The sequence below is a fragment of the Rhodanobacter sp. K2T2 genome, assembly GCF_013408815.1.
Lineage (GTDB): Bacteria > Pseudomonadota > Gammaproteobacteria > Xanthomonadales > Rhodanobacteraceae > Rhodanobacter.
In genome coordinates this window covers 67,397-78,836 of record NZ_JACCCA010000014.1, presented here as the reverse complement: position 1 = coordinate 78,836, position 11,440 = coordinate 67,397, and the positions used below count along the sequence as shown (strand labels likewise).

General features: G+C 63.2%; 10 protein-coding genes. 6 read left to right on the top strand and 4 right to left on the bottom strand.

Annotated features, from left to right (window positions below; translation table 11 throughout):
- The first annotated feature begins 183 nt into the window (after positions 1-183).
- Positions 184-852, top strand: coding sequence for a YoaK family protein (locus tag HDE78_RS18585; protein ID WP_179482320.1), 669 nt, complete (start codon positions 184-186; stop codon positions 850-852).
- Positions 853-870: 18 nt separating this feature from the next.
- On the opposite strand, the gene HDE78_RS18580 is transcribed toward HDE78_RS18585, so the two are convergent.
- The 3 genes from HDE78_RS18580 to HDE78_RS18570 are packed head-to-tail and all read right to left on the bottom strand — an operon-like array spanning position 871 to position 3,478.
- A complete protein-coding gene (locus HDE78_RS18580; protein WP_179482268.1) occupies positions 871-1,938 on the bottom strand; it encodes an aldose epimerase family protein in 1,068 nt (355 codons plus the stop codon).
- Positions 1,935-3,149 carry a DNA-binding transcriptional regulator gene (locus HDE78_RS18575; protein WP_179482266.1) on the bottom strand — a complete coding sequence of 405 codons (1,215 nt, stop codon included), beginning with the start codon at positions 3,147-3,149 and terminating at the stop codon, positions 1,935-1,937. The genes HDE78_RS18580 and HDE78_RS18575 overlap by 4 nt, the downstream gene beginning before the upstream one ends.
- 56 nt (positions 3,150-3,205) lie before the next feature.
- The gene (locus HDE78_RS18570; RefSeq protein WP_179482264.1) at positions 3,206-3,478 is read right to left on the bottom strand and encodes a hypothetical protein; all 273 of its coding nucleotides are present in this window, start codon (positions 3,476-3,478) and stop codon (positions 3,206-3,208) included.
- Here HDE78_RS18570 and xylA point away from each other — a divergent pair.
- The 5 genes from xylA (at position 3,477) to HDE78_RS18545 (ending at position 10,198) form a co-directional block, all read left to right on the top strand.
- Positions 3,477-4,793, top strand: coding sequence for a xylose isomerase (xylA, locus tag HDE78_RS18565; protein ID WP_179482262.1), 1,317 nt, complete (start codon positions 3,477-3,479; stop codon positions 4,791-4,793). The genes HDE78_RS18570 and xylA overlap by 2 nt on opposite strands.
- A 42-nt stretch (positions 4,794-4,835) precedes the next feature.
- Positions 4,836-6,338, top strand: coding sequence for a xylulokinase (xylB, locus tag HDE78_RS18560; RefSeq protein WP_179482260.1), 1,503 nt, complete (start codon positions 4,836-4,838; stop codon positions 6,336-6,338).
- A 28-nt stretch (positions 6,339-6,366) separates the two neighbouring features.
- Entirely contained in the window at positions 6,367-7,398 is a 1,032-nt protein-coding gene (gene xylF, locus HDE78_RS18555; RefSeq protein WP_255457898.1) for a D-xylose ABC transporter substrate-binding protein, read from the top strand.
- 68 nt (positions 7,399-7,466) lie between these two features.
- Positions 7,467-9,014, top strand: coding sequence for a xylose ABC transporter ATP-binding protein (locus HDE78_RS18550; protein WP_179482258.1), 1,548 nt, complete (start codon positions 7,467-7,469; stop codon positions 9,012-9,014).
- Between the two features lie 41 nt (positions 9,015-9,055).
- On the top strand, positions 9,056-10,198 hold the full coding sequence (locus tag HDE78_RS18545; protein WP_179482256.1) for a sugar ABC transporter permease: 1,143 nt from the start codon (positions 9,056-9,058) through the stop codon (positions 10,196-10,198).
- A gap of 197 nt (positions 10,199-10,395) precedes the next feature.
- Here HDE78_RS18545 and rbsB read toward each other — a convergent pair whose 3' ends face one another.
- Positions 10,396-11,349, bottom strand: coding sequence for a ribose ABC transporter substrate-binding protein RbsB (rbsB, locus tag HDE78_RS18540; protein WP_179482254.1), 954 nt, complete (start codon positions 11,347-11,349; stop codon positions 10,396-10,398).
- Between the last annotated feature and the right edge of the window lie 91 nt (positions 11,350-11,440).

Sequence of the window (11,440 nt, the reverse complement as noted above, 5' to 3'; positions counted from 1 at the left end):
GGGGCGGCCGCCTTTGGCTTGAGCGGGATGCGCGAGGTATGTCAGGCTCGGCGCGCGGTCTTTAGGTTCGTGTGACGCGGCCGGGAGCAGATTCTGAAAACGTCGATCCAGGCACTTGTTCGCACGCTGAAAGGTCATGGGAAGGACGCGGCCGCGCGCCCCGAAGAAACCGTCGGGGTGGCGATGCTGCTCAGTGGCGCAGGCGGATTTCTGGACGCGTTTACCTGGCTCGGCCACGGCGGCGTGTTTGCCAACGCGCAAACCGGCAATGTCGTACTGCTGGGCATCTACGCAGCGTCGGGGCAGTGGGAAAAGTCGCTGCGTCACGTGCCGCCGATCCTGGCGTTTTTCATCGGCGTGTTTGTGGCCTTTCGACTTCGCCTGCACGAGTCGCGACGGTCGATGCAGCGCACGGCCTTGCTCAGCCTCGCGATTGAAATCGCTTTTCTGCTTGTCGTAGCGGTACTGCCGCGCGATTTTCCGGATCTGCCGATCGTGCTGGGCGTGGCGTTTCTCGCGGCGCTGCAGAGCACCAGCTTTGCCAAGGTCGAGGGCTCGCCCTACAGCTCGGTGATGACCACCGGCAACCTGCGGCGCACCGCCGAGCTGCTGTTCACCGGGCTTTTCCCGCCCGGTGACGCCTTGGCACTGCACAAGGCGCGGCTGTTCGTGATGGTGTGCTGCAGCTTCGCCATCGGCGCCTGCGCTGGCGGATTCGCCACGGCGAAAGTCGGCAACCCCGGCGTGCTGGTACCGGCGCTGGCGCTGCTGTTGGCGCTGGTTCGATGCGTGCGCGATCGCCAGCGCCGCTCGACTGAATCGGAGACGACGAGCCAGCCCGTCAACGACTAAATGCTGCGCTTGCCGTTTTTAAAGCGTATCGATCTGATACGCGGTGCTTTGGCGATACACGGTACCCGGTCGAAGCACGACGCGTTCGGCGGTGGCGCTGTTGATCTGATCCGGGAAGGCTTGCGCCTCCAGACATAAGCCGTCGAACGCTTTGTAGAAGCCCGCACTGCGTTTGGGTGACTCGCCCAGATACTGCCCGGTGTAGAGCTGCAGGCCTGGCTGATCGGTGATGACGGTAAGTCGACGCCCGCTGGCTGGATCGATCACCTGGGCGACCTTGCGCGGCTGGCCGTGCGGTTCACGCAGGCAGTAGCAGTGATCGAAACCTTTGGCGACAGCCAGCTGCGGATGCGGCCAGGTAAGACGCGAGCCCAGCGGTGCGGCGTGACGAAAATCGAAGGCGCTGCCGGCGACGCTTTCCTTGCCGGCGGGAATCATGCCGGCATCGACGGCGAGGAAATCTTCGGCGTCGATCCACAGCAGGTGATCGCGAATATCCCCGCGCGCACCGCCGAGGTTGAAGTAAGGATGTGCGGTGAGATTGATCGGCGTAGCTTGGTCGGTGCGCGCCTGATAGTCCAGGCGTAGCGTGCCGTCGTCTTGCAATTCGTAGCGCACCTGCACGTCGAGATTGCCCGGAAACCCGCCTTCGCCGTCGGGCGAGTGCAGGGTCAGCAGCAGTCCGTTGCCATCGCGGTCGACGTTCCAGACCGCCTGGTGGAAACCTTCGTGGCCGCCGTGCAGGTGGTGACCATTGTTGTTGCGGTCGAGCCGATAGCTCACGCCGTCCAGTTCGAAACGTCCGTTGCGAATACGGTTGCCCCAGCGCCCGACGAGCGCGCCCAGATAGCCTAGGGCGTTGGCGTAGGCGATGGGGTCGGCATGACCGAGCACCACGCCTTCGATACGGCCATGACGATCGGGTGTGTGCCAACTCAGCAGGCTTCCACCCAGATCGCTGATGTCCACGCGCATGTCCTGCGCGTTGCGCATCGTCCAGCGGTGCACTTTGCGGCCATCGGCCAGCGTTCCCCAGCGAACGGCGTGAGGTACGTGGGCGGCATTGGGATACGTGAGGGAGTTCATGATGCGGAGCTGTCGGTGGATTCGGTGATGTCGATGCCGCGCTGCTGCGCCTGAAACTGTTTGGGCGTGAGGTTGTATTCGCGGCGGAACACGGCGTACATGTATTGCAAGGAGGTAAAGCCGCAGCGCACCGCGATATCGGCCAGCGGCAGCGACGAACTGGTCAGCAGTTCGCCGGCGTGCTCCAGCTTGTGCTGCAGCAAAGCCTGATGCACGGTTTGCTTCAGTTCGCGACGGAAGTGTTCTTCCAGTGCGGTGCGCGACACGCCGACGTAATCGGCCACTTGTTCGGTCTTGACGCCGAGGCAGCCGTACTGGCGAATATAGTGACGCGCGCGCATCACCAGCGGACTGCGCAGCGGCTGATGCTTGCTCGACGACTGCACGTTGATACCGACCGGCGGCACCACGATGCGCGTCTGCGTATGGTCGGCACCGCGCAGCATTTGATGCAGTAGATGCGCTGCGGTGCGGCCCATTTCCTCGGTGCCCTGAATCACCGACGTCAGCGGAATGCGCGTGAGCATCTGGGTCAGTGAATCGTTGTCGATACCGACCACGGCAATCTGTTCGGGCACGGATATGCGGGCCAGCTGACACGCCTGCACCAGCTGCCGCGCGCGCGCGTCGGTGACGCACAGAATGCCGACCGGTTTGGGCAGCTCCTGCAGCCATTCGACCAGCTGTTCCGAGGCGTGATCCCAGCCGCCGGCGCTGGTGGGCTGGCCGCGGAAAATGGTGACCGGCAGTTCGTCCGCCTGCAGAAGCTGCGCGTAAGCGACCTCGCGTTCGGCCGCCCACGCGTTGCCTGGCGCCGGCGGCAAACTGTAGAAGGCGAAATGCGACAGACCCTGATCGATCAGGTGCCGGTAGCCCAACTGCACCAGCTTGGCATTGTCGGTCGCGATATACGGAATACGCTCGGGATACAGCGACGCATCGGCATACGAACCGCCCACGGCCACCACCGGCAGGGCGGACTGACTCAATGCAGCCACCACTTCCGGGTCGTCGAAATCGGCAATGATGCCGTCGCCGTGCCAGCGTTCGATGCCCTGAATGCGGCTGCGGAAATCCTCTTCCAGATACAGATCCCATTCGACGCGGGTCGAATTGAGATACTGACCGATGCCCGCGATCACCTCACGGTCATAGCCTTTGTTGGCGTTGAACAGCAGCGCGATGCGGTGCGGCGGCGGGGAGAGTCCCATGGGCGTTTCGTTAATCCGGTATGGCGGGATCACCAGAGTACCGCGCGGAACCCACCCTACATGAGCAGGCGGCTTGCGCGCAGGACGATGATCACTCGGCAGAGTGCAGACGCTATCACGCGCCAGCCCTGCTGGCATGCGGCATCGCCACAGGGAAAATGATCAGTCCCGCACCAGATTTCGCAATTGCCCCCTTGGGTCGGGAATGGGCAGCATTCGAGGATTGCGGTGGTCGCGTGTGCGGCCATCGCTGGCCCTTTCTTTAGGTCAAGCAGCTGCCGATCGGCGCTGACATCTTTTTCAATGCCATCATCCGTGGAGTTCACCATGTCTTATTTCGACGCCATCGCCCCGATCCGCTACGAGGGGGCTTCTGGTGATAATCCGCTGGCTTTTCACCACTACGACGCCAAGCGCCAGATTCTGGGCAAAAGCATGGCCGAGCACCTGCGTCTGGCCGCCTGCTACTGGCATACGTTTGTCTGGCCGGGTAGCGACGTTTTCGGTGCCGGCACGTTCGAACGGCCGTGGCATGCGCCGGGTGAGCCGATGCAGCAAGCCAAGGCCAAGGCCGATGCGGCGTTCGATTTTTTCAGCCGCCTGGGCGTGCCGTTCTACACCTTCCACGACACCGACGTGGCGCCGGAAGGCAATAGCCTGAAAGAGTACGCCAACAATTTTTCCGCCATGGTCGACGTGCTGGAAGCCAAGCAGGCGCAAACCGGCATGAAGCTGCTGTGGGGCACGGCCAACGTGTTCAGCCACCCGCGCTATGCCGCCGGTGCAGCGAGCAACCCGCAGCCGGAAGTATTCGCTTACGCCGCCACGCAGGTGTTCCACGCGATGGGCGCGACCAAGCGCCTGGGCGGCGCCAACTACGTGCTGTGGGGTGGCCGCGAAGGTTACGACACGCTGCTCAATACCGATCTGAAACGCGAGCGCGCGCAGCTGGGCCGGTTTTTCCAGATGGTGGTCGAGCACAAGCACAAGATCGGCTTCGACGGCACCATCCTGATCGAGCCCAAGCCGCAGGAGCCGACCAAGCATCAGTACGATTACGACACGGCGACCGTGTACGGCTTCCTGAAAGACTTCGGCCTGGAGCACGAGGTCAAGGTCAACCTCGAGGCCAACCACGCCACGCTGGCCGGACATTCGTTCCAGCACGAGGTGGCCACGTCGATCGCGCTGGGTTTATTCGGCAGCATCGACGCCAACCGCGGCGACATGCAGAACGGCTGGGATACCGACCAGTTCCCCAATAGCGTCGAAGAGATGACCTTGGTCGTCTACGAGATTCTGCGTGCGGGCGGCTTCGTCAACGGCGGCTTCAATTTCGATACCAAGGTGCGTCGTCAGAGCAGCGATCCGGCCGATCTTTTCCACGGCCATATCGGCGCGATCGACGTGTTGGCGCTGGCGCTGGAGCGTGCGGCCAAGATGATCGAACGCGACACGCTGGCCAAGATGAAGTCAGCGCGCTACGCGGGCTGGGATGGCGAGTTCGGCCAGCAGGTGCTGACCGGCAACTTCACCCTCGAGGCCCTGGCCGCCGAGGCAGCGAAACGCGATCTGCAGCCGAAGCATGTGTCCGGCCAGCAGGAAGCGCTGGAGAACCTGGTCAATCGCTATGTCTACGGTTGATCGTCGGTCGATGTCCGCACGGTCGCCGGGGTAAGCCGACGCATGTTTATCGGAATCGATCTGGGGACATCGTCGGTCAAGGCCGTGCTGGTCGACCGCAATGGCGAGGTGCGTGCCAGCGCCTCGGCCGCGCTGACCCTTTCGCAGCCGCAGCCGCGCTGGTCCGAGCAGGACCCTGCAGCCTGGTGGCAGGCCACGCTGGATTCGGTCGACGCTTTGCTCGGCGAGGCCAAGAAACTCGGCCTTGCCGCGAGCGCTATTGCCGGCATCGGGCTGTCCGGTCAGATGCATGGCGCGACCTTGCTCGACGCCGACGACAACGTGCTGCGGCCGGCGATTCTGTGGAACGACGGCCGCTGCGATATCGAGTGCGCCGAACTCGAACAGGTGCCGAACTTCCGCGCCATCACCGGCAATCTGGCGATGCCGGGTTTTACGGCGCCCAAATTGCTGTGGGTGCGCAAGCACGAGCCGCGCATTTTCGAGCGTATCGCCAAGGTATTGCTGCCGAAGGATTACCTGCGGCTGAAGCTCACCGGCGATTATGCCAGCGACATGTCCGATGCCGCCGGCACGCTGTGGCTCGATGTCGGCAAGCGGGCGTGGAGCGACGAGATGCTGCACGCGTGCGGGCTGAACCGCGAGCAGATGCCGTCGTTGCATGAAGGCAATCAGATCACGGGCCGATTGCGCGGCGAACTGGCCGAACGCTGGGGCATCGCACGCGTGCCGGTGGCAGCCGGCGGCGGCGATAATGCGGCCGGCGCGGTCGGTGTCGGCATCGTCAAGCCTGGGCAGGCGATGTTGTCGCTCGGTACGTCGGGTGTGTTCTTCGCCGTTTCCGACGGTTTTCTGTCGCGGCCCGCACAGGCCGTACACAGCTTCTGCCATGCGCTGCCGAATACCTGGCATTTGATGAGCGTGATGCTCAACGCCGCCAGCTGCCTGGACTTCACCGCGCGGCTGACCGCGTACGAGAACGTACCGGCCCTGCTTGGCGACGCGCAAGCATCGAACGCTATCCATGGCAGCAGCCCGTTCTTTTTGCCGTATCTGAGCGGCGAACGCACGCCGCACAACGACAGTCACGCCCGCGGCGCGTTTGTCGGATTGAGCGGCAGCACGCAGCGCGCCGACCTGGCCAATGCCACGCTGGAGGGCGTCGGCTTCGGGCTGCTCGATGGTCTGCTGGCGGTGGAGGCGGCGGGTCTGGTTTCCGACGAGATCACCGTGATCGGCGGCGGCTCGCGCAGCGCGTACTGGATCCAGATGCTCGCCGACATTCTCGGCAAGCCGCTGCAGCAGCGCTCCGGCGGTGACGTGGGACCCGCGCTGGGCGCGGCACGGCTTGCTCATCTGGCCGTGGAGCAGGGCGCCATGCTCGACGAGGTTTGTCCCGCGCCGTCGCTGGTCGCGAACTTCATTCCTGTTGCGTCGCGACGTGCGTTTTATCGCGAACAAAGGTATCCGTTGTTCCAGAAGTTGTATCCGCAGTTGCACCCGCTTTTCGCTGGCGCTGAAACCGGCGCTGATTCTGTCAACTAACGTTGTACGTCACACAGGATGGGGACTCATGAAAACCAAAACAATGAAAAGCAAGACGCTCCGCACGCTTACGCTCTCTGCAGCGATGGCGCTGGCCGGCACGTTCGCCGCCATGCCGGCACACGCCAGCAAGGAAAAGCCGGTCATCGGTTTTTCGATCGACGATTTGCGCGTCGAGCGCTGGACCAAGGATCGCGACTATTTCAAGGCTGCTGCCGAAGCCAAGGGCGCGACGGTCTCGGTGCAGTCGGCTGACGCGAACGAACAGAAGCAGATTCAGCAGATCGAAAACCTGATCTCGCGCAAGGTCGACGTGATCGTGATCGTGCCGTTCAACGCCAAGACGCTCACCACCGTGGTGGCCGAAGCGAAGAAGGCCGGCATCAAGGTCATCTCGTACGACCGCTTGATCCTCAACGCCGATGTCGACGCGTATATCTCGTTCGACAACGACAAGGTCGGCCAGATGCAGGCACAGGGCGTGGTCAACGCGGCACCGAAGGGCAACTACTTCCTGCTCGGCGGCGCTCCGACCGACAACAACGCGAAGATTCTTCGCGAAGGCCAGTACAAGGTGCTGAAGCCGCTGGTGGCCAAGGGCGACATCAAGATCGTCGGCCAGCAATGGACCAACGAGTGGCTGGCCTCCAATGCGCAGTCGATCATCGAGAACGCGTTGACCGCCAACAAGAACAATATCCAGGGCATCGTGGCGTCGAACGACGGTACCGCCGGTGGCGCCATCGCCGCACTGACCGGCCAGAAGCTGGCCGGCAAGGTGGCCGTGTCCGGTCAGGACGCCGATCTGGCCGCCATCAAGCGCATCGAGGCCGGCACCCAGACCATGACGGTGTACAAGCCGATCAAGACGATCGCCACCGATGCGGCCAACCTCGCCGTCGATCTGGCGCAGGGCAAAACGCCTAGCTTCACCTCGAAGATGAACAACGGCAAGGCCGACATCCCCACCATCCTGCTGACCCCGACCCTGCTGACCAAGCAGAACGTCGATCTCGTGGTGAAGGACGGTTTCTACACCCAGGCCCAGGTCGGCCAGTAAGCCGCGTTACGCGTAAGATAACGGCGCCCTGCATCCGCGGGGCGCCGTTCCGCGATTGAAGGAATACCGTGAGCGAATACCTGTTCGAGATGCGCCAGATCGTCAAGGAATTTTCCGGCGTGCGCGCGCTCAATGGCATCGACCTGGCCGTGCGGCCCGGCGAATGCGTCGGCCTGTGCGGCGAGAATGGCGCAGGCAAGTCTACCCTTATGAAAGTCCTTTCCGGCGTGTACCCGTATGGCACGTGGGAAGGTGAAATCCTGTTCGACGGCAAGCCGCTGCGCGCGCACTCGGTGCGCGACAGCGAAGACGCCGGCATCGTCATCATTCATCAGGAGCTGATGCTGGTGCCGCAGCTGTCGGTCGCCGAAAACATCTTCCTCGGCAACGAGATCCGCAAGTTCGGCGGCGTGATGGATTACGACGCCATGTACGCCAAGGCCGAGGCGCTGCTGGCCCGCCTGAAGTTGAAAGACGTGAATGTCGCCGCGCGCGTTTCCAATTACGGTGGCGGCTATCAGCAGCTGTTCGAGATCGCCAAGGCGCTGGCCAAGAATGCGCGTCTGCTGATTCTCGACGAGCCGTCGTCGTCGCTGACCTCGTCCGAAACCGACACCTTGCTGTCGATCATCGAGGATCTGAAAAAGGACGGCGTGGCCTGCGTCTACATCTCGCACAAGCTCGAAGAAGTCGCTCGGGTGTGCGATACGGTCACCGTCATTCGCGACGGCAAGCACATCGTCACCAAGCCGATGAGCGAGATGACCACGCACAGCATCATTACCGCGATGGTCGGCCGCGAAATCGAAAACCTGTTCCCGAAGATGGAGCACGACGTCGGCGAGGTGATCTTCGAAGCCAGGCACGTCACCTGCTGGGATGTGTCCAATCCCAACCGCAAGCGCGTGGACGATATTTCGTTCGAGGTGCGCCGCGGCGAGATCGTCGGCATCGCCGGCCTGGTCGGCGCCGGGCGTACCGAACTGGTCTCGGCCATCTTCGGCGCCTACCCGGGCCGCTACGAAGCGGAAGTCGTTCTCGAAGGCAAGCTGATGAAAATCCGCTCGCCCGAGCAGGCGATCAAGGCCGGGCTGTCGCTGGTGCCGGAAGATCGCAAGCGCCAGGGCATCGTGCCGATGCTCGGCGTGGGCGACAACATCACGCTCGCCACGCTCGCGCAGTATGCGCATGCGGGGCAGATCGATCGTCAGGCCGAACTGCAGACCGTCGACGCCGAGATCAAGCGCCTGCGCGTGAAAACGGCCGGCCCGGAATTGGCCATCGCCGGTTTGTCCGGCGGCAACCAGCAGAAGGCCGTGCTGATCAAGATGCTGCTGCCGCAGCCGAAGGTGCTGATTCTCGACGAGCCGACCCGAGGCGTCGACGTCGGCTCCAAGTACGACATCTACAAGCTGATGTTCGAGCTGGCCGCCAAGGGCGTCGCCATCATCATGGTGTCCTCGGAAATGCCCGAGGTGCTGGGCGTCAGCGATCGCGTCCTCGTCGTGGGCGAGGGCAAGTTGCAGGGCAACTTCCCCAATGTCGGCCTCACTCAGGAGCAGGTGCTCGCCGCGGCGATCTCGCATGCGGCCGAGAGTCCCGCGCACGCGGCCTGATCCGTTTATCCTCCACGTCCACGTTATTACGGAAGTTTTCCATGCAGTCGCAGCAAATCCAGCAACTGTTCGTGCGCTACAAGATTCTCGCGCTGCTTATCGCGGTGGCGATCATCTGGATCTTTTTCCACATCAAGACGGATTCGGCGTTCATCACGCCGGGCAACCTGTCCAACCTGTTCCGGCAAATGTCGATCACCGGCATGCTCGCTTGCGGCATGGTGTTCGTCATCATTGCGGGCGAGATCGATCTATCGGTCGGGTCGCAGCTCGGCCTGCTCGGCGGCGTGGTTGCCCTGCTTACCGTGAACCACGGCTGGGGCACCTGGCCGGCCATCGGTGCGGTGCTGGTGCTGGGCTTGCTGATCGGTGCGTTCAACGGTTTCGTGGTCACCAAGATGCGCGTGCCGTCGTTTATCGTCGGTCTGGGCGGCATGCTGGCATTTCGCGGTGTGGTGCTCTACATCACCGGCAGCTCGACCATCGCGCCGGCGCCGGATGATCTGATCTCGCTGGGACAGGGCTTCGTGCCACCGTCGATTTCGCGATGGATCGGTGCGCTGATCTTCCTGGGCATGGCCGTGCTGACGGCCCGTCGCCGCGTGCGTCGGGCGAAGTTGGGGCTGCAGCAGGGTGCGCTATGGATCGATATCGCGCGCGTGCTGGCGATCGGCCTGCTGATCTTCGGTTTCGTACGCATTCTCAACGATGCCAACGGCATTCCCATTCCGGTGATGATTCTGCTCGGCCTGCTCGCGGTGTTCACCTACGTATCGACGCAGACGGTGTTCGGCCGCCATATCTACGCCGTCGGCGGCAATATGGAAGCCACGCGCCTGTCGGGCGTCAACGTGGCGCGCGTCAAGCTGGTGGTGTTTGCGCTGATGGGGTTGATGTGCGCGTTCGCCGGCATCATCACCGTGGCGCGTACCGGTTCGGGTTCGCCCTCGGCGGGCACCGGCGGTGAGCTCGATGCGATCTCGGCCTGCTTCATCGGCGGTACGTCCATGCGCGGCGGTTCGGGCACGGTCTACGGCGCGCTGATCGGCGCGCTGGTCATGGCCAGCCTGGACAGCGGCATGCAGCTGATGGATGTCGACAACTCGTGGCAGATGATCATCAAGGGCGTGATTCTTGCGCTGGCCGTGTGGGTCGATGTGCTGTCGGGTTCGAATCGGGGCTGAGCCTGAGCCAAGGCGACGCTCGGCTCCGATGCCGATGTTTCCGAGCTTTCGTGGCGCACGAACGAGGGGACAAAGCGGCTCTCAACCGGTGGTGGTTCAGCCTGTTGCCCTGGTCAGAAGTCGTGGTTATCCCAGAGACAAAAAACGGCAGGCTTTTGGGCCTGCCGTTTTTATTTCACAAGCCCATCAGCTGAAACTTACTGCGCGTTGTCCTTGGTCACCAGCTTCAGCGGCACGGCGATTTTGGCTTCCACTTTCTCGCCGTCGATCACGCTCTTGGCATTCTTGACGCCGAGCTGGCCGATCATGTCAGGCTGCTGCGCGACGATGGCGGCGATCTTGCCGTCCTTCACCGCCTGGATGCCATCGGGCGTGCCGTCGAAGCCGACCACGAGCACGTTGGCGCGCTTGGCGCCGTCGAGCGCGCGCACGGCGCCAAGCGCCATTTCGTCGTTCTGCGCGAAGATAGCCTGCACGTCGGGGTGAGCCTGCAGCAGATTTTCGGTGACGCTGAGGCCCTGGGCGCGGTCGAAGTTGGCCGGCTGCTGGGCGATGATTTTCAGGCCCGAGGTCTTGATCTCGTCATCGAAGCCCTGGCCGCGGTCGCGCGCGGCGGAGGTGCCCGGCACGCCCTGCAGTTCGATCACGTTGCCCTTGTTGTTGAGCGCCTTGATCAGGAACTTGGCCGCCTCGCTGCCGCCGACCACATTGTCGGACGCGATATGAGCGACCACCTGGGCGCCGTCGACCGAGCGATCGAGGGTGATCACCGGAATGTGCGCGTCATTGGCTTCTTTCACAGCGCCGGCAAGCGCCGACGAGTCGGTGGGGTTGAGCAGGATCACCGAGACCTTTTTCTGGATCAGGTCTTCGACGCTGGAGATCTGCTTGGCCGGATCGTCCTGGGCGTCGACCACGGTCAGGGTGTAGCCATCTGCCGCCGCCTCTTTCTGCGCACCGTTTTTCAGCGCGACGAAGAACGGATTGTTCTGCGTCGACAGCGCCAGGCCGATGGTTTTGTTGCTGGCAGCCGGCGCGGGGCTCGTGGACGCGGCGGCAGGCGTCGACGCTGCATCGGTCGGGCCCTGGTTGCTGCAGGCGGCGGCGAGCAGAGTGAGGGTGGATACAGCAAGAAATCCGAGTTTATTCATGGGAGGTGCTCCGAGGGTGGTCAGAAAAAGCGGGATGGAACTTCAGCGGTCGCGACAGGCGCGCCGTTGACGAAACGAGGGGCCAGTACGA